Origin of the sequence: Peribacillus sp. Hz7 (genome assembly GCF_042136355.1) — a bacterium.
Classification (GTDB): domain Bacteria; phylum Bacillota; class Bacilli; order Bacillales; family DSM-1321; genus Peribacillus; species Peribacillus asahii_A.
On sequence record NZ_JBHHJV010000006.1, the window covers coordinates 37,754 to 60,868 of the forward strand.

At 37.3% G+C, this 23,115-nt stretch carries 21 protein-coding genes, 1 pseudogene and 2 riboswitches; of the genes and pseudogenes, 10 read left to right on the top strand and 12 right to left on the bottom strand.

The window, feature by feature from the left end; translation table 11 throughout:
- Nucleotides 1-44: 44 nt before the first annotated feature.
- Complete coding sequence (locus tag ACE199_RS10465; RefSeq protein WP_375349696.1) at nt 45-1,403, bottom strand: MATE family efflux transporter; 1,359 nt, start codon at nt 1,401-1,403, stop codon at nt 45-47.
- A 153-nt stretch (nt 1,404-1,556) separates the two neighbouring features.
- On the opposite strand from ACE199_RS10465, the gene ACE199_RS10470 reads away from it, so the two are divergent.
- Both ACE199_RS10470 and ACE199_RS10475 read left to right on the top strand, forming a co-directional pair.
- The gene (locus ACE199_RS10470) at nt 1,557-2,630 is read left to right on the top strand and encodes an undecaprenyldiphospho-muramoylpentapeptide beta-N-acetylglucosaminyltransferase (protein ID WP_127760928.1); all 1,074 of its coding nucleotides are present in this window, start codon (nt 1,557-1,559) and stop codon (nt 2,628-2,630) included.
- A gap of 56 nt (nt 2,631-2,686) precedes the next feature.
- Entirely contained in the window at nt 2,687-2,827 is a 141-nt protein-coding gene (locus ACE199_RS10475) for a YflJ family protein (RefSeq protein ID WP_127760927.1), read from the top strand.
- 128 nt (nt 2,828-2,955) lie between these two features.
- Here ACE199_RS10475 and ACE199_RS10480 read toward each other — a convergent pair.
- From ACE199_RS10480 to cntE, 7 genes and pseudogenes are all read right to left on the bottom strand, one after another.
- A pseudogene (locus tag ACE199_RS10480) lies at nt 2,956-3,183 on the bottom strand (tyrosine-type recombinase/integrase); the annotation flags it as partial.
- A gap of 334 nt (nt 3,184-3,517) precedes the next feature.
- A complete protein-coding gene (nikE, locus tag ACE199_RS10485) occupies nt 3,518-4,333 on the bottom strand; it encodes a nickel import ATP-binding protein NikE (protein ID WP_375349697.1) in 816 nt (271 codons plus the stop codon).
- Nucleotides 4,320-5,144 (bottom strand): ABC transporter ATP-binding protein, encoded by an 825-nt coding sequence (locus ACE199_RS10490; RefSeq protein ID WP_375349698.1) that lies wholly within the window; start codon nt 5,142-5,144, stop codon nt 4,320-4,322. The genes nikE and ACE199_RS10490 overlap by 14 nt, the downstream gene beginning before the upstream one ends.
- Before the next feature lie 14 nt (nt 5,145-5,158).
- The gene (gene nikC, locus ACE199_RS10495; RefSeq protein ID WP_375349699.1) at nt 5,159-5,989 is read right to left on the bottom strand and encodes a nickel ABC transporter permease subunit NikC; all 831 of its coding nucleotides are present in this window, start codon (nt 5,987-5,989) and stop codon (nt 5,159-5,161) included.
- Nucleotides 5,986-6,930, bottom strand: coding sequence for a nickel ABC transporter permease subunit NikB (gene nikB, locus ACE199_RS10500; protein WP_375349700.1), 945 nt, complete (start codon nt 6,928-6,930; stop codon nt 5,986-5,988). Before nikB (ACE199_RS10500) ends, nikC (ACE199_RS10495) begins: the two co-directional genes overlap by 4 nt.
- Before the next feature lie 18 nt (nt 6,931-6,948).
- Nucleotides 6,949-8,574, bottom strand: a complete 1,626-nt coding sequence (gene nikA, locus ACE199_RS10505) for a nickel ABC transporter substrate-binding protein (RefSeq protein ID WP_375349701.1) — start codon at nt 8,572-8,574, stop codon at nt 6,949-6,951.
- Nucleotides 8,575-8,723: 149 nt separating this feature from the next.
- On the bottom strand, nt 8,724-9,899 hold the full coding sequence (cntE, locus tag ACE199_RS10510; protein WP_375349702.1) for a staphylopine family metallophore export MFS transporter CntE: 1,176 nt from the start codon (nt 9,897-9,899) through the stop codon (nt 8,724-8,726).
- Nucleotides 9,900-10,129: 230 nt separating this feature from the next.
- Nucleotides 10,130-10,311: riboswitch (cobalamin riboswitch) on the bottom strand.
- 722 nt (nt 10,312-11,033) lie between these two features.
- A riboswitch (cobalamin riboswitch) is annotated at nt 11,034-11,222 on the top strand.
- A 159-nt stretch (nt 11,223-11,381) separates the two neighbouring features.
- Between cntE and nikA (ACE199_RS10515) the strand changes: the two genes are divergently transcribed.
- The 3 genes from nikA (ACE199_RS10515) to nikC (ACE199_RS10525) are packed head-to-tail and all read left to right on the top strand — an operon-like array spanning nt 11,382 to nt 14,821.
- Nucleotides 11,382-13,013 (top strand): nickel ABC transporter substrate-binding protein, encoded by a 1,632-nt coding sequence (gene nikA, locus ACE199_RS10515; protein WP_375349703.1) that lies wholly within the window; start codon nt 11,382-11,384, stop codon nt 13,011-13,013.
- A 36-nt stretch (nt 13,014-13,049) separates the two neighbouring features.
- A complete protein-coding gene (gene nikB / locus ACE199_RS10520) occupies nt 13,050-13,988 on the top strand; it encodes a nickel ABC transporter permease (protein ID WP_375349704.1) in 939 nt (312 codons plus the stop codon).
- 2 nt (nt 13,989-13,990) lie between these two features.
- The gene (gene nikC / locus ACE199_RS10525; protein WP_375349705.1) at nt 13,991-14,821 is read left to right on the top strand and encodes a nickel transporter permease; all 831 of its coding nucleotides are present in this window, start codon (nt 13,991-13,993) and stop codon (nt 14,819-14,821) included.
- Nucleotides 14,822-15,352: 531 nt separating this feature from the next.
- Here nikC (ACE199_RS10525) and ACE199_RS10530 read toward each other — a convergent pair.
- The 4 genes from ACE199_RS10530 to ACE199_RS10545 form a co-directional block, all read right to left on the bottom strand.
- Nucleotides 15,353-16,036 (bottom strand): LrgB family protein, encoded by a 684-nt coding sequence (locus tag ACE199_RS10530; protein WP_375349706.1) that lies wholly within the window; start codon nt 16,034-16,036, stop codon nt 15,353-15,355.
- Complete coding sequence (locus tag ACE199_RS10535; protein ID WP_127760918.1) at nt 16,011-16,406, bottom strand: CidA/LrgA family protein; 396 nt, start codon at nt 16,404-16,406, stop codon at nt 16,011-16,013. Before ACE199_RS10535 ends, ACE199_RS10530 begins: the two co-directional genes overlap by 26 nt.
- Before the next feature lie 160 nt (nt 16,407-16,566).
- The gene (locus ACE199_RS10540) at nt 16,567-17,121 is read right to left on the bottom strand and encodes a GNAT family N-acetyltransferase (protein WP_375349707.1); all 555 of its coding nucleotides are present in this window, start codon (nt 17,119-17,121) and stop codon (nt 16,567-16,569) included.
- Between the two features lie 292 nt (nt 17,122-17,413).
- Nucleotides 17,414-18,196 carry an undecaprenyl-diphosphate phosphatase gene (locus ACE199_RS10545; protein ID WP_127760916.1) on the bottom strand — a complete coding sequence of 261 codons (783 nt, stop codon included), beginning with the start codon at nt 18,194-18,196 and terminating at the stop codon, nt 17,414-17,416.
- A 201-nt stretch (nt 18,197-18,397) separates the two neighbouring features.
- Between ACE199_RS10545 and ACE199_RS10550 the strand changes: the two genes are divergently transcribed.
- From ACE199_RS10550 to ACE199_RS10570, 5 genes are all read left to right on the top strand, one after another.
- The gene (locus tag ACE199_RS10550; protein ID WP_127760915.1) at nt 18,398-18,715 is read left to right on the top strand and encodes a DUF4870 domain-containing protein; all 318 of its coding nucleotides are present in this window, start codon (nt 18,398-18,400) and stop codon (nt 18,713-18,715) included.
- Nucleotides 18,716-18,867: 152 nt separating this feature from the next.
- A complete protein-coding gene (locus tag ACE199_RS10555; RefSeq protein WP_375349708.1) occupies nt 18,868-19,668 on the top strand; it encodes a hypothetical protein in 801 nt (266 codons plus the stop codon).
- 93 nt (nt 19,669-19,761) lie between these two features.
- On the top strand, nt 19,762-20,340 hold the full coding sequence (locus ACE199_RS10560; protein ID WP_375349709.1) for a beta-class carbonic anhydrase: 579 nt from the start codon (nt 19,762-19,764) through the stop codon (nt 20,338-20,340).
- Nucleotides 20,341-20,640: 300 nt separating this feature from the next.
- Complete coding sequence (dapF, locus tag ACE199_RS10565; RefSeq protein WP_375349710.1) at nt 20,641-21,624, top strand: diaminopimelate epimerase; 984 nt, start codon at nt 20,641-20,643, stop codon at nt 21,622-21,624.
- 421 nt (nt 21,625-22,045) lie between these two features.
- Nucleotides 22,046-22,957 carry a spermine/spermidine synthase domain-containing protein gene (locus ACE199_RS10570; RefSeq protein WP_375349711.1) on the top strand — a complete coding sequence of 304 codons (912 nt, stop codon included), beginning with the start codon at nt 22,046-22,048 and terminating at the stop codon, nt 22,955-22,957.
- Nucleotides 22,958-23,115 lie beyond the last annotated feature (158 nt).

Here is a 23,115-nt window from a genome sequence, read left to right on the forward strand (position 1 = left end):
TTCAAGCAATGATTCTGATCTATTGCTTGAAGAAGAGGTTATTTTTAGGAAGCTTCTTGAAGGACATTGGTTCGTTGAATGAACCTTAGTCTTGTAGCGAGACCAATTGCCCCAATCGCTAATCCCGCAATTAATCCAATCCAGTAACCATCAGGTCCCATATCGAAAAAGTTAGCGAGTGTGTAACCAATCGGTAATCCAAGTATCCAATAAGAGAGAAGGGACATGAAGAAGGTAATGGTGACATCTTTGTATCCTCGTAAAATCCCTTGAATTGGAGCTTGAAGAGCATCTGATATTTGGAAGAACATTGCATATAGTAAGAAGTGAGTCGTAAGCGTTATAACGGTTTGATCTTGTGTATAAATAGAAGCAACCAATTCTCGGAAAAAGAACAGCGCGGTTGCACAAAGTAAAGCCATAGATAAAGCCATCGTAATTCCGATAAGACTATATTCACGAGCATCTTTCAAGCGTTTTGCGCCTACTTCAAAGCCAATAACAATCGTTAAAGCCATTGAAATACTTAATGGTATCATATATAACAGTGATGCAAAATTCATAGCGATTTGATGAGAGGCAATGGTCACGGTATCATATTCACTCATCAGTAAGGTTACAGCAGAAAAAATGCTTGTTTCAAAAAATACAGCGAGACCAATCGGAATTCCAATCTTTAAGAATGAGCTCCATTCTTTCCATGAAATACGGTAAAACTTTTGAAATACGTTATAGACGGCAAATGGATGAATGCGTATGACGACGATAATGGCCATAATAGCTATGATCCAATACGTAACCGCAGTTGCGTATCCAGAACCAACACCTCCTAATTCCGGAAGTCCCAATTTCCCGTAAATAAGCATATAATTTAATAAAATATTAATTGGTAGGGCTCCGAGTGTAATAAGCATCGATACTCTTGTTTTTCCAAGTGCATCAATGAAAGCGCGCAATGTATCATAAATAAACAAGGGAATGATTCCAAATGAAAGTGCCACAAGATAGTCATGAGCAATTTGATGAACATTTGCCTCTAAATCCATCATATTTAAAATGGGATTAACCGTAAATGTACCGACAGTTAAAACCGATAATGCAATAGCCACGGATAAATAAAGGGCTTGTATAACAGAAAAGGGAACAGAGTTTGTTCGTTTAGAGCCGACCAATTGTGAAACAACAGGGGTCAACGCAATTAGCACGCCCCCTAAACCCATATAAACCGGTGTCCATAAAGAACTTCCGATAGAGACACCCGCAACATCTACGGTATGATATTGTCCAGACATCATAATGTCAAAAAAAGTCATTGCATATAATCCAAGCTGAGTAATAAGAATTGGGATTAATAGGTGAAATAATTGGCGAACTTTTGCTGTTTTATTAAATGTTTGATTCATTGATGTACCTCTAGTTCAAATTTTCCACAATGGAAAAATTATATCATACGTCTGTCATGGAAATGAAAAGAATTTGATTTTTCTTTTTAGTTGGTGAATGGTTCAGGTGTGGTATTATGGAAGGTAAGTTCTTTTGGTTGGAAGGTGAAAACATTGACAAAAAAAATCGTGTTTACCGGCGGAGGTTCGGCTGGACATGTATCTGTAAATACAGCAATTATTCCTGAATTTATTAAAAATGATTGGGATATTACGTATATTGGCTCTGAAAAAGGGATTGAAAAAACGATTATTGAAAAAGAATTCCCTAATATTCGTTATGAAACGGTATCTGTTGGAAAACTGCGCAGATATTTATCGGTTGAAAATTTAAAAGACCCATTTCGTGTAATTAAAGGAATCTTTGATGCACGTCGAATTTTAAAGAAAACACGACCAGATTTTATTTTCTCTAAAGGGGGGTTTGTGTCTGTTCCAGTTGTGCTTGCAGCTAAAATGCTTAAAATTCCGATTTTTATTCATGAATCCGATTACACACCAGGTTTAGCGAATAAAATCGCGATGCCATTTGCTTCAAGAATTTTTACAACGTTTGAAGAGTCTAATGCCCATTTGCCGAAAGAAAAAGCGTTATATATCGGCGCTGTATTGCGCGATGGTATTTTTGCGGGAAATGGAGAAAAAGGAAAGCGCTTTTGTGGTTTTACTAGTAATAAGCCAGTCTTGCTCATTATGGGCGGGAGCTTAGGTGCTGTCCGCATTAATCATTTGATTACAAAGCATCTTGAGGAGTTGCTTCGCCATTACCAAATCATTCACATTTGCGGCAAAGGAAATGTCGAGGAGTCATTGAAGCAGCCAGGATATGCTCCGTTTGAATATGTGCACGAGGAGCTATTCGACTTATTAGCAGCAGCAGATGTCGTTGTTTCACGTGCAGGATCTAATTCGATTTTTGAGTTTCTTGGCTTACAAAAACCGATGCTGCTGATTCCACTAAGTGCAAATGCTTCTCGCGGCGATCAAATTTTAAATGCGGCGAGCTTTGAAAAACAAGGATTTTGTCAAGTGATTCAAGAGGAAAACTTGAGTTTTGAACAATTTGAGTCAACGCTTGATCATTTATTGAAGGAGTCTTCGACGTATCGCGCGAAGATGGAACAGAAGCGCCCATTTAAAACAGGACCCGAAATGTATCAATTATTACTAGATTTAATGAAAAAATAAGCATGTATCTAGTTTCTCTAGCATATGTTGTTCTAAATGCTAGAGGAGGAATAGAAATGGCTTATCAATATTCAAAAGGTTGGTTTATTGCGGAATTAAAGAAGATGGGGATTAAGCATCATCCGGTAGAGCGTCGAAAGCTAGAGCTGTATAAGACGTATGTGTTGCGGAATTTATATAAAGAGTTGCAAAAATAACCAAGTAACAGGTTCGGGCCACGGCGTCTCGATATATAGATATCATTGGATATCAAATATTGTTAAAACCCTTGAAAATCAAGGGTTTTTTCTTTTGGGCTATTTCAATTAACTTCATTGAATCGTATTCAACCGTAGTCATATCCGTAGTCAAATATTGAGGTGCTTTTCAAATTTTTGCATAGCCTTTGCTTTTTTGTAATGTGTGCATAGATATTCATTGTGGTTTGTACATCAGTATGCCCTAATCGATTCTGTACTTCTTTAATGGCTACACCAGCTTCCAACAATATTAAGGAGTGATTGTGCATATGTGACTTGAACCATAATCTTGCCGAATGGGCAATGATATGCTTCAATATACTTTAGGCAATATTATACTTTAATCTATTTGTGTATATGTGGTAATTAAATTTGCCACTGTTAATCGAATGACGTACTTTCATAATTTTCTTCAATAAATTTAAGAGTAAATCAGCAAATTCAAGGCCATTTTCTTTACCTGTAAGGTCTAGCTTCATACTCAGCTTCTCAACCAAGATGAACCCCGATTTTTCTATACTTTAAAATTAATCTAAACATTGAAAGCTACATAAAATAAAATCTATTCTATATAAAAACAACGAAAGACCGATGCATAGATCTTTCGTTGTTAAAGTTGTTTTCAACAATGTAGAAGGCGTACCTCTCTTATGGACGTTTGTTGCTACGGATTGTGCGACTACTTGGATGCTCGGCTAATATTGCACTGCGTAATTGATGAACAACGGGGTGAACAGAAGTAAAAAACTCACTAGGATTATTAAAGACTTCCACAAGTTGTCCTTTTTCTAAAATACCGAGCTGATCCGCTAGCATATGCGCGGCTTTAATATCATGTGTAATAAAGAAATAGGTCAAACCGAGTTCCTTTTTTAGGTTATTTAAAAGCTCTAAAATGAGCGTTTGATTGACCATATCCAGGCTGCTCACTGGCTCATCTAATACGATTAACTTCGGTTTTAGAGACAGCGCACGTGCAATGTTAATTCGCTGGAGCTGACCGCCGCTGAATTCATGTGGGTATTTCATTAAATCCCTTTTGTTTAGACCAACGTGTTCAAGTAGTTCTATAATTGAGCGTTTTTGTTCCGTAGCAGAAAGCTTCTCATAATTTCTGAGTGGCTCCGCAATAATCTGTTCGGCTGTCATGCGCGGATTCACTGATGAATACGAATCTTGAAACACAACCTGTAAATCGCGGCGTAACTGGTGCTTTAATTTTTTATCAATTGTATAAAGGTCATATCCCATAAATTGTACAGATCCTTGTGTTGGTTTTTCTATACCAAGCATAATTTTCCCAATCGTACTTTTCCCAGCGCCGCTTGAACCAAGCATTGCAAAGCAACTGCCTTCGTCAATTGAGAATGAAATATCGTTTAATACAGTACGTTTATGACGGGGCTTAAACATTGAATTCGTCTTATAAGTGTGAGAAATTTGTTTTACGTCAAGAAGACTCATATGAAACCTCCCTTGTAGATGGGTTCATGTGTAAAGTAGGGCGTGCATCAAGCAATTGCTTTGTATATGCATGCTGTGGTGAATCGAATAAATCAAATACATTTGCTTGCTCTACAAGATGACCATTCTGCATAACCGCGACGTAATCAGCCATTTCTGAGATAACGGATAAATCATGTGAAATGAGTAGAATTGATGTCCCATATGTCGCGCGAATATGCTCTAAATGACGAAGTACCTGAAGTTGATTATGTACATCGAGTGCAGTAGTTGGCTCGTCAGCAATAATAACCTTCGGATGCAAACAAGCCGCAAATGCAATCATCACGCGTTGAAGCATCCCACCACTTAGCTGAAACGGATAGAGTGATAATAATGTTTTAGGATTTGGTAAATTCACATTTGCAAGTGCTTCTGTTGCTAATTCTAAGGCTTCTTTCTTGCTACATGCTATATGCGCACGAATCGTTTCGACAAATTGATTGCCAATAGTATAAACAGGTGTAAATGCATTCATCGGGTTCTGCATGATAAAAGCAATGTCCTTCCCGCGAATCGCTTTCATTCGTTTTTCGGGTAAGCCATTTAACTCCTGTCCATTTAAGCGAATGCTGCCATCAATAACCATACTTTCTTTATGTAACAACTGAAAAATCGCCATACTTGTTAGGGTTTTACCACTACCACTTTCACCGACAAGCCCAAGGATTTCACCTTTCTGAAGTGTAAATTCAAGCGGATGAATGAGCGTTTTTGTTTTAGTTCGCACACTTAATTGATTTACTTCTAATACAGGTTTTGCTGCCGGCATCTAGTTCACTCCTTTTAAAATCGACGCTTTACACCAAGGTGCTCTGATAAGGATTCTCCAAGTAAATTAAAGACAATTACAACTAGCATAATACATAAACCAGGGTAGAGCATTAATTCAGGGTTTGAACGAACAAAGGATTTGCCTTCTAAAATCATCGCACCCCATTCAGGTGTTGGTGCTTGTACTCCAAGTCCAAGAAAGGACACTGATGAAATGTTCATGATTGCCCATCCCATTTCTAGTGTGCCCATCACGACAAGCGGTGGCAAAACATTTGGCACGATATGCTTTTTCATAATCTTCCATGATGATGAACCACTAATTTGTGCAGCGGTGATATAATTTTCTGCCTTCAAGTTAATGACCATCCCTCTAAAAATCCGTGCATAATAAACCCATTGTACTAAAATGAGTGCAGTCACGACCTGGGTTAAGCCGGGGCCAAACATACCGACAAGCCCAATCACAAGTAGCAAATTCGGAAATGCCATAACCGTATCACAAATACGCATTAACGTATAGTCAAACCACCCACCAATATATCCAGCAATTGTTCCAATTACTAAGCCAATCACAAGTGAAGAAATGAAAATCAGTGACGCAAACCCAAGCGAAATGCGCATGCCGATTAATAGTCGTGATAAATTACAGCGCCCTAAATGATCGGTTCCAAGCGGATAATCTAACGAAGGTGCTTGTAATTTCATTGATAGATTAACCACCGTTGGGTTATTTGGTGCGAGCCATGGGGCTAATATAGCAATTAAAAATAGTAGAAAAATGATAATAATGCATACCAAAATCATTTTCGGCTGCTGGAAAAATCGACGTACAGTCATCATTGCATTGTCTCTCCTTTTTGTACAATTCGAGGATCGACATACAGTTGAATCAGATCAACGATTAAATTGCAGATTAAAAATAAGCTGGCTGCAAGTAGTACGTAACATTGGATAACCGGAATATCACGGTTGAAAATCGCATCGACAAAATAACGACCGAAGCCAGGCCACGAGAAGACCATTTCAACAATAACAGTACCGGTTAAAAACATTCCTAAATTCATACCAAGTCCTGTAATGACTGGGGAAATGGCAATGCGAAGCACATGCTTTGTCATAATCCAGTATTCATTAATGCCGCGCATTCTCGCAAAAAGAACATATGGCTGATATAGGTTTTCAAGCACATTTGCACGTAACATTCTTGTATAAAGTGCAATAAGTGGAAAGGCAAGTGTGATTGCCGGTAGCACGAGATGAAGCCATGAACCTGTACCTTCTACCGGAAATAAATCAAGCTTGACCGAGAAGAAAAGGACGAGCAAATATCCGAGCCAAAAGGAAGGAATCGATGCACCTAAAAATGATAGAATTCTGCTAAAATGATCAATTAGACTATCTTTCTTAATACCTGCTAAGAAACCGAGTGGTACACTTATACATATCGTAAGTAAAAAGCCAAGTGCTGCTAATTGAACAGTTGCCGGAATTCTCATGACGACTTCATCCCAAACAGGTTTGTTGGAAATATAAGAGTCACCAAAATCAAGCTGAACAATATTTATTACTGTCTGAACGTATTGAACCAGGAGAGACTGGTCTAAGCCTAACTCCTGGCGTTTTTGTTCAAGCATTTCTTCAGTAGGATGTGTATTTGAAGCTGCAAAATAAGCTTCAGCTGGATCGACGGGTGATAGTTGAATCATCCCGAATGTTAAGAATGTCGCAAATAAGAAAATCGGAATAATTGCGAAAATTCGTTTCACAATGTAGGAACCCACAAAAATCCTCCTCGCAATCTATTTTAATCCAATTCCTGTAAAAGAATTTTCATCACGGTTTGCCGCAAATTTGAAACCTGTTACATTTTTTTTGTACACGGCAATTTTGTTGATGTATGAAATTGGAATAATAGAGTGCTGATCTTGTAAAGTTGTTAAAATCAGTGTGTATAGCTCTTGTCGCTCTTTTTCGTCTGTTGAGACTAATACATTATTGATTTGTTGTGTCAATTCATCCTTTTTTTCATAAGACGCAATCGCAACATTAAAGCCGAAGCCATCATTTGCCACAATGTTCACGAACGTATGTGGGTCATAAGGTGAACCGTAGTTGCTGAATAGGTTGATATCAAAGTCGTTTGCTTTTAAGCGCTTAACTTGCATTGGTAATTCCTCTGATACGATATTTAGCTTCACACCAACTGCTGCCCATTCAGATTGCAATGTTTCCGCAATTGTTTTTTGCAACGTTTCCGCTGCATCGTACATTAATTCGATTTCAAGAGGTTTGCCATCTTTTTCACGAACAGTTGCCCCATCCCTTAAAGTCCAGCCAGCCTCGTCTAATAATTTCGCGGCTTTTTCTTGATCATATACGACAACTTGAGGTTCAATATCTGCTGTATATGGGAAGTTTGTTGATAAAATATTGTCTGCTTTTTCTTCTAAGCCAGATGTTACGCTTTCTACCATAGTTGCTTTATCAAAGCTCATATGTAGCGCTTCACGAACGCGAATATCCGATAATGTATCGCGTGTTGTATTCATGATTAATTGTCGTGTTGCATAGGGGGCAGATACTTGCGTTTCGTACTCACCAGAAGCTTCTAACTCCTTAAATGTATCGATACTCATGACACCTTCACCAACTATTAAATCAAGCTCACCTTTTTCAAGTGCCAATACGTTTGTTTCAGCATCAGGAATGATTTTGACTTTGATTTTTTCAACGTTTGGTACTTCACCCCAGTAATTGTCGTTGCGTTTATAAATCGCATATTCATCGACTTTATATTCTTCTAAAATCCACGGGCCTGTACCAATAGCTTCTTTGACACCTTTTGATGTGTCGTCACCTTTTGGGAATCCAGCTGCACCTAAAATACGAACAGGACGTGCAACTGCCAGCTCTTGAAGTGCTGCATAGTAAGGTTCTGTTAATGTCATTTCAAGCGTGTGTTCGTTCACTACTGTGAACTCATCAATCTTTGTCATAACGCCTAACCACGTATGTCCGCCTGTTGCATTCATATTTTTTAGTAATGAATCAAAGTTGCGTTTAATAATAGCTGCATCTAAATTAGAGCCATCTGAAAATTGGACGTTCTTACGAATATGGAATGTATATTTTTTACCATCTTCAGAAATATCCCAACTTTCTGCTAATTTAGGAACCAATTCACCGTTTTCTCCGTAGCTAATAAGGGGCTCATACACCATTGTTTGTGCGAACATTTGTGATGGATTGTAAATGTGCGGATTCATTTCTCCAACGTCGCGTGGCCATGAAGTTGTGAGCATATTATCTTCTTCTTTTTCCTTGCTGTTCTCGTTATCATTTGAGCATCCAGCGAAAAAAATCGATAGTGCTAGCATCATGAAAAAGAATAGGGTTAGTCCTTTTTTTCGTTTATTGCGTTTCATATCAACTTCTCCTTTATAATTGATTTGTAAGATAAGTAAACAGTCAAAACTGTAGAACCCATTTTGATCTACTTGTTTAAAATGGGTTCTTTGTATTTATCGCAAAATATGGGTTTGTGAAGTATTTTTAATCAAACTTTATTTCAAAGTTACAACTGTTTGTATAATTCTTTCGGTTTCTGTATAAAGAGCACAAGCATTATTAAAGCGATTAATACTGTGCATACGATAAAGAGTCCTTCATATGAGAACCACTGGATAACCCATCCCATGATAAAGCCACCTAGTGCAAAACCTAAATCATAAGAGGCGAGGAAAACACCGAGTAATACATACTTCGATTTTTCTGGGATAGCAAAGGATAAATAAGTGGTCAATGTTGGATATAACATAGCAGAAACTAATCCATTGAAAATAGCAGAAACATATAAGAGCCAAGGCACTTGAGTAACAAACAATAACAAGGATGTGCCAATGATTGAAGTACTCAATACGATAAGTATAAAATTTGTATGCCACTTGCCATCAGAAGGAATATATTTCCTGAAGAGATACCTACTTGCGACAACGATCATCGATTGCAATAGCAAGTACGCAACAGGGGTTCCAATTTCTTCTGTGACTAAATAGAGCGGTAAGAATGTATTAAGCGCACCAAAGACGAATGCACCAGTGAGCATAACAGTTGATGCTTGTATTAAGCTCTGTTTATTTGGAGCGCTTAAAAAACTTTCTTTTACGAGTTTAAGAGAAACGGGCTTGGACGCTGCTTTCGTTTCTTCAAATGGTGTTCTAAATTGTAGGAGTAGTGGTAGCAGTGCAAGAGTGATGACCAATACATAAATGGCTTGCATATCCGCCCATAAATACAGGGCTAGTGCAGGTCCGTACAATCCTGGTAACACCGTAGAAAGTGAATACATGGCCATCCCTTGTCCACGATCCTTATCTCGTAAAATATCTGCAATCCCGATTTGCATCGACATAGAGAAGAAGGCTGTGACTACACCTTGAAGTGATCGAACAGCGTACAAGCTATCCACTTCTAACCAAACATACAATAGTAGTGCTAGTGCATGAACAATGAGTAATGTCCACATTACTTTTTTAACGCCGTATTTAGCAATCATTTGTCCAGCAAATGGGCGTAAGAACATACAAACAAACATGTAAAGCCCCATCATGATTCCAATTTCAGAGGTCTTAAAGCCATAATGCTCTGCCTGTAGAGGGAAAATTACAGTCAATACGGAATTGGCTGTAAAGAATAGCATCGATAGCAAATAGAGCTGGATCATTTTGAAACTTATAGGTTTTATATTCAACGGCTGCTCCTCACTTATTTCCCCTGCTACTTGCACACTTGTATAGTTTCTCTTGTTTAATTTTTTGTTTCACTATTATTGATTCTCCTCTCTATTTTTCCACATCCCCATACAATAAAAAAACAGCTCCTACACAAGGTAGTAGCTGTGAAAACGATTCTATGTAAAAGTACATATTTGTACAAGTCATGCAAGCGTTCTAACATCTCCCTATCCTCCGTAGGTTTTTTCGATGTTGTAAATCACTGGCAGGTCTCCTGACTTATGATCATCACTAAACTACACCTTCCCATCCTTCGACAGTGGTTTTTTGTAGGTAGCTCCCATTTACAGTTGCGGGACAGTACCGGACTTTCACCGGTTTCCCTTTTAAGCCAGATTAAACAATCTGGCACCAGCATTACATAGTATTCGATTATGGAGTACTATACCACACTTCACATATGTGTCAAGTTTTTCTAGTTGTTCCTTTAACACCAATATTTCCGCTACTCTATTTTGTACACTATTATTACCTGCCGTGCTATAGCTTGGCGGTCTAGACATTACTTCTGAAAAAAACGACTAAAATATCTAGGGTGATCAAAAGTTTTTTACTAGTTATTTTGTGCGTAATCTTGTTAAACAGCGAGAAGATGCAAGTCTTCATTACATATCCTTTACCAGAGAAAGAGAATATGTATTCTTTATTTCAAACTCAACAAAGCGATTTTATTCTTCTAAAAGTACAAAGATATTTTGAATTTGATAAAAAAACTTCATCTTACTATTCAAGGTTCTATTAAAGAGCATCGAAGCACAATAGAATTAACTAAATCATAGTTAATGTTTCATTCTGAAAAACATCAGAATCATAATTTGATATAGCAAAAATTTGCAATAACGAATATAATTTGTGATAGGTAAACTTTTTTTGATTTCATTTCCATGAAGTGAATATTTCCATTTTGAGAGAACATGTGTAATTTCTTTCTTATTTACTGTATTTCGTTTATAGATAGGGTTAGTGGCTGAATTTATCAAAAATTACTTAAGGTTGAAACTAATAAAATATAATAGTTTACAAATGATTTTCACTTAATCATTTTCAAGATAGATAAGCTTTATATTTCATTATGAAGATAAAGAAAAATTTCATATGGTATTGGAATGGGTGTATTCGTTTAATTGCGAATACTTAAATGGGAAGCCGGTGCAAAATCCGGCACGGTCCCGCCGCTGTAAGGGGGAGTCCTATGTATAAGAGCCACTGGATAATATCCGGGAAGGCGCATAGAGATGATGAACCTAAGTCAGAAGACCTGCCCGTTCTAGAAATGCTGTTAAACCTACGGGAGATGGGGGAGGTATTAGAGTGCTATGAAGACGAATTTGTTCTTAAACGATAGGCATTTCTGACCTGATAAATTCTGGTTGGGAATGCTTTTTTTGTAGTTTATATTTTATCGAATAATTAAAATTTGTAATTGAAGGTGAGAAAATATGTTTTTAAAAAGGTCTAATTTATTCCGTTCATTTGTTGGACTACTAGTAATGTTCACAATCTTTGTTGCTGGTTGCAGCAACACAACAAAAGATCAAGAAAATGCATCAGATAAAGAAAAAACAAAAGTTGTTACTTTTTCTTGGCCTGGAGATATCGGTGACTTAAATCCACACACGTATTTTCCAAATGAATTTTTTTCCCAGGCTATGGTATACGAACCTCTTGTTTATTACGGTGAAGGTGGAGAAATTCAGCCTTGGTTAGCAGAGAGCTGGGATATATCGAAAGATGGAAAAGAATATGTATTCCATTTGAGAAAAGATGTTCAATTTTCTGATGGTTCGCCATTTAATGCTGAAATCGTTAAGAAAAACTTTGATACGGTTTTAGATAATCGTAAACAACATGAATGGGTGGAATTAATTAATCAAATTAAAAGTACAGAAGTAGTCGATGAATATACATTTAAACTTACTTTACATAACTCGTATTATCCAACTCTTCAAGAACTAACTTATGTCAGACCTTTGAGATTTGTGGGCGAAGCTGCTTTTCCTGACAGTCAAAATACATTTAAGGACGGACTCAAGTCGCCGATTGGCACTGGTCCATGGGTATTGAGCGAATATAAGAAAAATGAGTTTGCTGTATTCGAAAGAAACGAACAGTATTGGGGTACTAAACCTAAAGTAGATAAGGTAGTTGTTAAAGTTATTATGGACGGCGAGTCTAGAGTATTAGCTTTTGAGAAAAAGGAACTTGATTTTATTTTTGGTAACGGCGTCATCAGCCAAGATTCATTCCAATTCTTGAAGAATTCTGGAAAATATGAAACTAAATTGTCAGAACCTACAGCTACAAGAACGTTGCTTTTTAACACAAATAACGAAGCTACTAAAGATCGTAAAGTTCGGTTAGCTCTCAACCATGCTTTTAATAAACAGGCTGTTATCGATAATATTTTTTATGGTATGGAAGAAAAGGCTGATACTTTATTTCCACCTGTTTTGGATTACACAAAGATTAATGTAGATCCTTATGAATATGATGCCGCAAAAGCAGAACAGTTATTGGATGAAGCCGGATGGAAAAAAGTGGGTGGAAAACCATTTAGAGAAAAAGACGGAAAAGAGTTGCAACTGGAACTTCTATTTAATAGTACAGACAACATTCAAAAGTCAATCGCAGAATTTGTTCAAGGTGATTTTAGAAAACTAGGGATAGATATTAAATTGATTAGTCAGGAAAGTAATACTTTTTGGACAACCGCATTTGAAGGTAAGTATGATTTATTATTTACATCAACATGGGCTGTACCGTTTGACCCGCATTCTTATTTAGCTGCTATTACGACAGATTCGGAAAATGGAAGTCCAGATTACACTGCTTTACTAGGATTACCTAAAAAGAAGGAACTAGATCAAAAAATTAAGGAAGTATTATTAACTACAGACGAAAAAGAGAGAAAAATGTTATATACAGATATTTTAACGACCTTGCATGAACAAGCTGTTTACTTACCAATATCTTATCAGTCTAATGTAGCCGTGTATCATAAAAATATTAGCGGGGTAGATTTTTTACCTCAAGAAGTTGAGGTGCCTTTAACTTCAATTGATGTTAAATAAATTGAGCATAATTAAAAACAGCTTAAGGAGTACTACATGGGTTGGTTTATTGTTAAGCGTCTCACAAGTTTAATTCCAATATTATTAGGAATCTCATTCATCACTTTTATCCTGATTCATTTAATTCCTGGAGATCCAGCAGTAGCCTACTTAAGGATGTCTAATATTCCACCTACGGATGAGGCCGTAACAGCCCTTCGAGTTGAGCTTGGATTAAATGAGCCGTTATATATCCAGTATTTAGAATGGTTGGGGAAAGTGTTGCAATTGGATTTAGGGATGTCCTATGTATCCAAAAATGCTGTATGGGACGAAATGTTGTTGCATTTATTTCCAACGATTCAATTAACAGGTGCTTCGCTTATCTTTATTGTTGTTATTAGTCTACCTATAGGAATGATTTCGGCTATTTACAAGGGGAAATTTGTTGATCAGTTTAGTAGAATAGTTGCCTTTGTAAGTGTCTCTATGCCTTCCTTTTGGTTTGGATTTCTTTTGATCTATTTATTATCTGTAAAATTAGATTTATTTCCTGTATTGGGGAGGGGAACTTTGGCTCATCTAGTGCTTCCCTCCTTAACACTTGCTTTTGGTTATATAGGTACGTATATGCGATTGCTGCGGGCTAGTATGCTGGAAAACTTGAATGAGCCATTTGTTATGTATGCTAGAGCAAGAGGCTTACGTCAAAGATTAATTGTTAGCAGGCATGTTTTAAAAAAGTCCTTATTGCCTGTGATAACTGGACTTGGCATGAGTTTAGGGAACATGCTAGGCGGAGCGGTAATTGTTGAAACCATTTTTGCTTGGCCCGGCATGGGACAATTATTTGTCACATCTATTCTAAATCAAGATTATCCAATGATTCAGGGGTGTGTATTGTTTATGAGCGTGATTTTTGTGGTCTGTAATCTTCTTGTGGATATTATGTATTCTTTCCTGGATCCCCGTATACGATGGGAAGGAGAGAAATAAGAGTGTTACGAGACGTGAAACGAAAGCTGTTATCACATAAGCTCATGATGATTAGCAGCATAATTATTTTATTCATGATGGTATTGGCTCTTTTTGCTCCTTTTTTTGCTCCTAATGATCCGAACTTTGTTGATATTACTCAGAAACTGCAAGGGCCTTCCTCCCAGTTTCCATTGGGTACTGATCATTTAGGGAGATGTATATTGTCTCGATTAATCTATGGAACACAGACTTCATTGGGAACAGCATTCCTTGTCATGGGATTAACGATGATGATAAGTATTCCGCTTGGTATTTATGCGGGTTTTAGAGGCGGTAAGGTTGATTATTTCTTCATGAGAATATGTGATACTCTCATGGCATTCCCAAGCTTTCTTCTATCCTTAGCCTTAATCGGAGTTTTAGGACCGAGCCTTGGTAATTTGATTTTGGCCATGATACTCGTCCAATGGGTTTTTTATGCTCGTGTTATTCGAGGGATGGTTCTTAGTGTAAAGAAGCAAAACTTTGTCTTAGCAGCTAAAATATGCGGGACACCAAGGCTCATTATAGTCATCAAACATATTTTACCTACTATTATCTCTCAAGTTATTGTATTAGTCTTTATGGACATAGGGGGAGTTATTTTATCTATTTCAGGCCTATCCTTTCTAGGCCTGGGCATACAGCCGCCGGAGGCAGAGTGGGGAATGATGATCAATGATAGTAAGCCATTTTTTAGAAATAATCCTTCATTGATGTTGTACCCGGGGATGATGATCTTCATCGTTGTGATTGCTTTTAACTTGTTTGGGGAGGCCTTAAGGGATGCTCTAGACCTAAAAAAGGAATAGAAGGGAAGATTGGCCCCCTCCTCTTTTAACCGTAAAAAATTTGAATGTAGTCGTATCAACACCCCGTGGTTGTCATATTGAACTTGTAAACCTTATTAAATTAATACTTTGACTGTTATTTCGCCCCCGGCCACGGGGCTCTAATCTTATCTACTTAAGTTTAAAAGATAATAAAGAGGATTATCAAAGTTATCAATTGTAATCTAATTTCAAAAATAAGGGAACTCTGCTCAATGTTGAAATTACTTTTATCGGCAATCTTCAGCACTTACAATAATATGAATATGAATACTGATATGATTAGAACTAAAAAATTTTAAGGTCTGTATTCCCTTGCCTCCGATAACGTATTTTTTATCAATCGTAGTCAAAAATGTATTCAAAGAAATTTATAACAGACAAAATAGCCTTTTAAATGCTGGTATGACGTAATTTCCTATACAAACAGGTTCGGACTCACTGCGGTTCGAACCTGTTTGTATAGGCGATGTGTATCCCTCGCTTAAAGCCCCCACTGATGCAAGTTTCACTTTATAAAAAAGAATAAAACACAGGGAAACAGAAAGCGATTATAATACCAGCCATCGCCATCGCTGCTCCGGCTACTGCCCCAGTGAACTCACTTTCCTGAGCGGCGTGAGCGGTACCAAAACCGTGGGCAATTGTTCCATATGCAATCCCACGAGCAAAAGGCATTGTGATATGGAGTTTATCCATAAGCCAAGGAGCAATCATTGTACCAAGAATGCCTGTTATAAGTACAAAGGCGGCCGCTAAATTTGCGTCCCCTTCATATAACGACATAATCTCAACGGCAATCGGGACCGTAACGGATTTTACAGCGAGTGCTTGAACCATGTTTAAACTGAAGGAGAATAGTTTAGCGATGATAATCGCGATACATAAAGTGACGGCCAAGCCAAGAATAATCCCACTAATCGCTGGAATGGCATATTTTGCGATAATGGCACGATTTTTATAAAGCGGTACAGCTAAAGCGACTGTTGCGGGGCCGAGAAAATATGTGATGATGTCTTTCGCTGCTACGTAGTCTTCGAAATGTAAGTTGCTGATAAGTAAGGTTGATATGATAGCAACCGTACATAAAAAAACAGGTGTTGTCAGAGGTGATGGATATTTCATATATATTTTCCTTGCTAATATGTACGCAATAATGGTGATGCTGATGCTATAGATGGTGATGAACGTTTCCATGCTGTTTGACTTCTCCTTTCTGTGCAAGCTTTTGTACAGTTAATGCAGAGACGATAAAACCAACGATTAGACTGATGCCCAGAACAAGTGCTAAAGCCCATCCATAGCGGAAGAATAAAGCACCTAATGTCATTAAGCTAACGGCAATCGGGATAAAGAAAAAAGCGAGATGCTTGACAAAGAAGCTAGCTGTGAAATCCACCCATTCCAGCTTTATGACATTTGTTTGAAGCAGGATAAATAATAAGAGTATCCCAATAACGTTTCCAGGAATGGGTAAATGGAAGAAATCTGTGCACAAGTAACCAATTTTACAAATGGTAATAAGCACTATCAGTTGAATGATAAAAAGAAATCCTTTTTTCATCATAATTGAAACAAATCCTTTCGATTTTTTTGGAAAAATGTTCAAGTGATGTGTTTATTATACGAAAATATCATTACGATGAATAGAGTAATAATCAGAAAAGATTAACTTTTCAGTCAATAAATAAATCCCTTTACACAAATGGTAAAGGGATTTAAGTGCACTATGCCTCCATAAGATGTTGATCATTGTCATCATTTTGTCGAAGGATATGCAGCGTGTATAAATCTTTTGGAATTTCGAAAAGATCGAATAGATCATCATTTTGGTTAATTTGTTCATATAATGCTTTTCTTGTTTCGTTTACTTTCATCGCATAAGGGAGTTTCTCAGCTGCCTTTAAAGAGCGAATATTTTTTTTGCGAATGCGCATAAATACGGTTTCTATACCAAGATCAAAAAAGATTTCTTTAAAGAAAGCCTCTTTTGCAAGGGTATTATAGCCTTTTCCATGGAATGGTTTACCTAACCATGTACCGAGAAATCCTGCACCATTTTCCACATCATATAGGGAGATGCAGCCAATCGGATTATCCCATTCATCTAAAATTGTTCTTGAAATTAGTTCACCAGCTTCTTCAGCTTCAATCGTTTGCTTTGTAACAAAAACGTATTCTTCGTAAGAATCTACTTTTTGGCGTACGAAAGGGAAGACATCTGGATGCGACATTAAATCATAAAGAGACGAACAATCAACAAACTCTCTTTTCTTTAACATTTCCATCCCTCCGCTTTGAGGGCAGTTCTATAGCGTAGCTGCCGCCCACCCTCGAAATTTTTTAAGTCGTTCATCAAAAAATTTCGGGGTGGGAATCGAACCCACTAGAACCGGGAAACCGGTGGCGCACCATTTGCCTTCCCTATTTTTATTGTCAGAAATATAATATGCTCTACCTTGCTATAATACTAAAAAAAAGTGCATTTGGATATAGTAATTTCGCCTATTTTTTTCGACTAAATTTTGTTATTTTTATTTTATGCAAACGATTGTCTTAATCATGCGTTTTTATTCAAAATTTTCCGGTAAATTGGAGGGATAAAATGAGGATTCCAAGAATCCAAACATATACGGCAAACCACTTTAACGATTGTTTTTTTAAGAAATCAATCATCCAAACAACAGCTATATACCCAAAGACTGCTGAAGTTAACGTACCGATAAAAAGAGCCATAAACGAAAGCCGCTCCACTTCTCCAGTGAAAATGGGCTTCATTTGAAAAACAATGCCGCCAGCGATTGCTGGAATCGATAGTAAAAAGGAGAAATAAGCAGCGGTGGAGCGGTCGAGTTTACACAACAATCCAGCTGCAATTGTTAAGCCTGACCGAGAGAGGGCAGGCATGATGGCAGCTGCCTGAAACGTACCGATTATGAACGCATCTTTTACGGAAATTTGCTCTAATGTTTTCGTGCCGCCCTTTCTTGCATCTGCGAACCATAGAATGAGACCAGTAGCAAGAAACTCCCAGCCGATGGTCACACCTGACTTTGAAAGTGAATCAAACCAATCTCCAAGTAAGACGCCAGCAAATACTGCAGGAATCGTTCCAGCAATGAGTAACACAGTCATTTTTGAAAATGGCTTTTTGATGATGGAAATGATTTCTTGCTTATAGACAACAAGCAGAGCAAGCAATGTACCAATATGAAGCATCGTATCTAAGAAAATTCCTGCTTCATCTAAATGAAATAGGTGACGCCCTAAATATAAATGTCCTGTGCTGGAAATCGGTAAAAATTCAGTCAATCCTTGAATGATGCCGAGAATGAATGCTTGAAATTCATTTAACAATGGAATTCACCTCAGGTAAAAGTAGTAAGGACAAACACTAATTATCTGTATGCGAGTCTATGTCCAAAGATGTGCAGTATTAAGCGATATATTTGGAATTTCTAGTGCATATGTTAAAAAAATCTGTATAAAATGAAGCCGTTTCTATGTTTATGCGTATAAATAGATATAGTATGGAATGAGAGAGAGGAGGAACGACAAATGGTTACGCAAGATGAAAAAGTATTTGCTGTTCTTATTTACGTTATTAGTTTATTTTTTCCGCTTCTTGGACCGCTCATTATTTGGTTAGTGAAAAAAGATTCACCGTATATTGATTATCATGGCCGAGAGTATTTTAATTTTCTTATCTCCTACACGATTTATGGAATAATTGGAGCACTTCTTGTTTTCGTTGGAATTGGCGTATTGATTCTGCCTATTTTAGGGGTTGCGGCGTTTGTGTTTACAATCATTGCGGCGATACGAGCCTATGAAGGAGTCGAGTATCGAATTCCACTTATTTTTCGAATTTTATAAGTCATGAAAAAGGAATCTAGCTGATGTTTGTCTAGATTCTTTTTTTGTTAGGCTTTGTTATAGGATACTGTTGATTTTTGTTAAAGGGAATTAAGGAATGGATAGCGAAATAACAATAGAGAGAGTATGAATCTTTAGTCAAGGAGCTAATTATGAATATTCGAGAGTATTATCAGAAAACAGCTAAAGCATGCTTTTGCGTTGCTTGGATTTCCCTATTGTTAGCGATTATTTTTTTTGTTTGTCATCTTTTACAATTATTTGAAGGGGATTTATTAATCTTTGTTATTCCGATCATCATTTTTAGTGTGCTTCACTTCTTTTATTTTCGAACCTATGACAAAAGGGTAGAAAAATTAGGGGATAAGCCGATGCAAACAAGTGGTCAGTTATTAAGCATAGACCATGTATTAGTCGTTTTTATGCCTGCACCAACATTGCGTATGCTGCTATTTGATTCGAAAGGTTTGCTTCTTGGAGAAGTTCGTGATCAAAATATGCGCTGGTTTATGTGGTTGATTCCGAACGTCGTTTCACTGCTATTGCCCAAGCGATTTATCTTATTGGATAGCGATGGACAAGTTAGGGCAAAATACCATACTCGAGCAGGGTTAACGAATTCGATGACGATTTATAATGCCGATGATGAAATAATTGGGGGTTACCGGGAAAATTGGAAGGATTCACTAATTAAAATTAAAGGGATAATCTATAAAGGAAATCAGAGTGAATGGATTGCAGTAGAGTCAAAGGCAAGTCTTTACTCTTTACAGCTTAAAACAATAGAGAAGAAAAATGTCGCCTCTTTTCAAGAAGGCTGGATGCCGGTAGAGTGGGCTAAGCGATTCGAATTAAATACACCGATTATTACCTTTTCTTCGATTATTACTGAACAGGAGAGAGTCATTATTTTAGGATTTTTGGCCGCTGTATTACATCACCGCGATCATTGACTACCTGATTTAAAACAGAAGTGTAGTCAATTTTATGAATATTTGATATAATGTATAGATGAAATTACATAGCTAATCAGGAGATGACAACAAATGAGCTTGTTAAATGAAATTCTTGACTATAATGAAAAGTTTGTTAATGAAGGGGAGTACACAAAGTATCAAACAACTAAATACCCTGATAAAAAAATGATAATCGTTAGTTGTATGGATACCCGTCTTGTCGAGCTACTTCCAAAGTCTATGAATGTCCGTAATGGTGACGTAAAAATTTTAAAAACAGCAGGAGCTATCGTTTCCCATCCATTTGGAAGTGTAATGCGTAGTATTCTTGTCGCTGTTTATGAATTGAAAGCAGATGAAATTTATGTGATTCCACATCATGATTGTGGAATGGCAGCGGTCAATACAGATGAAATGATTAAGAAGATGGTTAATCGCGGTGTTCCAGAAGGTACGATTTCAACAATTGAAAATTCAGGAATTGATATTAAAAATTGGCTTCGCGGCTTTGACGATGTGTATGAAAGTGTAAAACATAGTGTAAATTGTATTAAAAACCATCCACTAATTCCACAAAACATTCCTATTCATGGTTTAATTATTGCGCCAGATACTGGAAAATTAGAAGTGGTTGTTGACGGATATAAAGAATTAGAAAACGTTAAGTAAGGTGCTTGAAGGCTATTGTAAGGTTTAGTTAAATAATAGAATCCATTTGTAGCTTATTGCGTGCGAAGCTTTAGTTTCGCACGCTTTTTAGTTTTTGAGAAAGCTGCCATATCGCACCATAGTTAGTTGTAAAGCTTTATTATAAGATACTGTTGATTGTTGGCTCATTTGTGTTATTAACAATATTATGTAACAAAGCCATTTGTAAAGAAGATTCCTACTGACACAATTCAACCGGAAATGCTATGATAAGATTAAATGTAGTGTTTTTAAGTATTCAACAGAATAGGATGAGACAAGATGATTATTGACTTATTAAAAAGCCACGGCTCAGGTAATGATTTTTTCATTATTGATGAATTAACGACTGATCTTTCTTTTACAGAAGAAGAACGCCGCCAATTAGCACTAGCATTATGTAATCGTGATAGTGAATTAGGGGCAGACGGTATTTTATTCGTATTAAAAAGCGAGCGTGCTGATGCAAGAATGCGCGTGTTTAATGCAGACGGATCGGAAGCATCTATGTGTGGGAATGGGCTGCGCTGTGTAGCTCGCTATGCAATTGATACGCTCGGTAAAGAGAACTTGGTTATTGAAACGATGAAAGTGGATTTAGAGGTTGAAAAGGTAGCCGATGTATATGAAGGAATCCCGACGTTTAAAGTAGAAATCTCACCGGTAAGCTTTGATGTTAAGGATTTGCCGCTTGTGATTGAACAAAGCGAATTACAAAACGAACGATTGCCAGAATTACATGATACGCTTCTTTTTTCGGCGTTAGCTGTACCAAACCCACATTTAGTTACGATTGTAGATAGCGAAATGATTCATTCTGATGTTCAGGAAGTATTAGCAACAAAAGTAAATGGACCGAATGAGCTCTTCCCAGATGGAGTAAATGTAAGCTTCGTAAAACAGTTAGAAGCGGGACATATTTATGTCCGTACATTCGAACGCGGCGTTGGCTTTACAAACGCATGCGGAACAGCGATGTCTGCGTCGAGTTTAGTGACATGCTTAAATGGTTTAAATCAGCTTGAAAGTGATATTTCCGTATTCAATAATGGCGGTAAAGTAAAATGTGTTGTTCATAAACGTGATAATCAATATTCCATTGACTTGATTGGGAATGCTACAAATGAATACAAAGCAACGATTGAAGTGGATTTAAATTGTCCAGAGCAATTTAATGTGCTGACAAAAGAAAGTTTTGATCAAGAAATTACGCTATATGCGAAGCTTAAAGCAGACGTACAAAGCTATTTAAAAGAAGTGTTATAAATAAAAAAGGGCGTTTCCGAGTAACATTGGAACGCCCTTTTTGTGTGGATAGATAGTGGGTAAATCGATTTTTGACTTGAATATCAAGAACAATACAGTTGCTAGATAAAGTGAAACTTCCATCAGTGGGGGGGTTCCTTCATCCCCCACTGATGGTTAGTTGAACCAATCGGACCTTTACGGGCAGTTGTCCCCCACCTAGCTTCCTTGCTCATTCAGAATCTTGAGGTGGGGGTCTTACTGCCCGTTAAGTGTGGGATAAAGTCACATAATATAATTGAAATTTATTTATAAGGATTTCATCAATTTTGATTTGTTTAAGTAGCCTTATTTTCTCTAAAGGATAAGGCAGTTGAGGGTTTTAGGAACTTTTATCTTATTCACAGAATAATATTTACAATAAAGACAAGGAGTGATGTGTATGAATCAACCATTTGAATTGCATGGCGATTCTATTAGGGATTATATCTGCAAGGATGAAGAACCTGAAGGTGAATATCGAATTTTACGAACGCTTAGAACTCCTACCCAGCGGATTGCCCTTGTCGATTATAATGGTGAAATGTTGATTTATAGCAATGGTGACGTCATGTTTGGCACAACAGATGATGAGAGTATTTATGCAGAAGTGATGGTACACATTCCAATGGCTGCTGCACGCAAGCGGAAGAATGTTCTAATCATCGGTGGTGGTGGTGGAGTAACGACCCACGAGGCCCTTCGTTATTCCGAAGTGGAGAAAATTACTACCCTTGACATCGACGAAGTGATGATAGATTTCGGTAAAAATTTGGAGGCTTTGGTCCAATTTAATCAAGGTTCATTGAATCATCCTAAAGTTCAAGTCGTAATTGAAGATGGCAGAAAGTTTGTCGAGAAAAACGGGGAAAAGTGGGATGTTATTATTATCGACCTTCCTGAGCCAACTGACAAATGTCCTGAGCTTTCCCGTCTCTTCAGCAGGGAGTTTTATAGCATCTTGAAAGACCGTTTAGAACCAGGGGGTGCAATCACTGTAGCTTGTTCCGCTTTTCCCTGGATGCCTGAGTACTTTTGGAGTATACAGAAAACCCTCAAAAAAGCTGGTTTCTATGTACTGCCATATCACAATTTCTTCCCGGAAGAGGGAGAGGATTGGGCGTTTTGTCTCGCTACAACGTCTCCTGTTAAAGCAAATGATTTACGTATGTTAGTTCCAACGCAGTACCTGTCACCTGAACGACTAACAGACATGTTTTATATGCCGTTTCATTTTGTGAACTTTAAGAATAGAGGTAAAGTCCAAACAGACAGCAATACGGTGTTGCTTGATATTGTAAATGAAGCTGATTGAGTTGAGATTTATCATTTTCTATTTGACCCCCAGAGTGTACCCCCTCAAGCTAACCATGTAAATGACTAGATGCGAGATAATCTTTGTTTCAAAACTAGCGAGTGCTGAAAAAGTAGACAGGCCAAAGAAGCCTATTAAAACGCAATGTTTTCGCTAGA

What these genes read in the sequence shown, in the direction of transcription:
- ACE199_RS10550 (WP_127760915.1), top strand. Translation starts at nt 18,398, where the DNA reads ATGGTTACGCAAGATGAAAAAGTATTTGCTGTTCTTATTTACGTTATT.
- nikE (WP_375349697.1), bottom strand. Translation starts at nt 4,333, where the DNA reads ATGAGTCTTCTTGACGTAAAACAAATTTCTCACACTTATAAGACGAAT.
- nikA (WP_375349701.1), bottom strand. Translation starts at nt 8,574, where the DNA reads ATGAAACGCAATAAACGAAAAAAAGGACTAACCCTATTCTTTTTCATG.
- ACE199_RS10540 (WP_375349707.1), bottom strand. Translation starts at nt 17,121, where the DNA reads ATGTTAAAGAAAAGAGAGTTTGTTGATTGTTCGTCTCTTTATGATTTA.
- nikB (WP_375349704.1), top strand. Translation starts at nt 13,050, where the DNA reads ATGGGTTGGTTTATTGTTAAGCGTCTCACAAGTTTAATTCCAATATTA.
- nikC (WP_375349699.1), bottom strand. Translation starts at nt 5,989, where the DNA reads ATGATGACTGTACGTCGATTTTTCCAGCAGCCGAAAATGATTTTGGTA.
- ACE199_RS10490 (WP_375349698.1), bottom strand. Translation starts at nt 5,144, where the DNA reads ATGCCGGCAGCAAAACCTGTATTAGAAGTAAATCAATTAAGTGTGCGA.
- ACE199_RS10535 (WP_127760918.1), bottom strand. Translation starts at nt 16,406, where the DNA reads ATGATGAAAAAAGGATTTCTTTTTATCATTCAACTGATAGTGCTTATT.
- ACE199_RS10570 (WP_375349711.1), top strand. Translation starts at nt 22,046, where the DNA reads ATGAATCAACCATTTGAATTGCATGGCGATTCTATTAGGGATTATATC.
- nikA (WP_375349703.1), top strand. Translation starts at nt 11,382, where the DNA reads ATGTTTTTAAAAAGGTCTAATTTATTCCGTTCATTTGTTGGACTACTA.
- ACE199_RS10530 (WP_375349706.1), bottom strand. Translation starts at nt 16,036, where the DNA reads ATGGAAACGTTCATCACCATCTATAGCATCAGCATCACCATTATTGCG.
- ACE199_RS10555 (WP_375349708.1), top strand. Translation starts at nt 18,868, where the DNA reads ATGAATATTCGAGAGTATTATCAGAAAACAGCTAAAGCATGCTTTTGC.
- ACE199_RS10560 (WP_375349709.1), top strand. Translation starts at nt 19,762, where the DNA reads ATGAGCTTGTTAAATGAAATTCTTGACTATAATGAAAAGTTTGTTAAT.
- dapF (WP_375349710.1), top strand. Translation starts at nt 20,641, where the DNA reads ATGATTATTGACTTATTAAAAAGCCACGGCTCAGGTAATGATTTTTTC.
- ACE199_RS10465 (WP_375349696.1), bottom strand. Translation starts at nt 1,403, where the DNA reads ATGAATCAAACATTTAATAAAACAGCAAAAGTTCGCCAATTATTTCAC.
- ACE199_RS10475 (WP_127760927.1), top strand. Translation starts at nt 2,687, where the DNA reads ATGGCTTATCAATATTCAAAAGGTTGGTTTATTGCGGAATTAAAGAAG.